The 242-nt window shown below is 51.7% G+C and carries 1 protein-coding gene; it reads right to left on the reverse strand.

Going from position 1 to position 242, the window contains the following annotated elements; genetic code table 11:
- Positions 1-242: aldehyde dehydrogenase family protein (locus tag HBA93_RS23055; protein WP_221724779.1), on the reverse strand; the 242-nt coding region annotated here is incomplete at both ends.

A 242-nucleotide genomic window follows, 5' to 3' on the forward strand; every position in this document is an offset into this window, starting at 1 on the left:
AAGTTCCACGGCAGAATACCGGCCACAACACAAACCGGTTTACGCAGCAGCAGCATGGTCTCATTCGGACGATCTGATGTGAGAACCTCGCCTTCAATGCGGCGTGCCCATTCGGCCATATAGTCGATATAATCTGCGGTGAAATCAACTTCCACCTGTGCCAGTCCCTGCACCTTGCCTTGTTCCTTGACCAGAATATCGGCAAGGGCAAGACGATGTTCGCGGATTTTCGCAGAGATTTT

It is taken from the genome of Ochrobactrum sp. SFR4 (assembly GCF_019730395.1).
Taxonomy (GTDB): domain Bacteria; phylum Pseudomonadota; class Alphaproteobacteria; order Rhizobiales; family Rhizobiaceae; genus Pseudochrobactrum.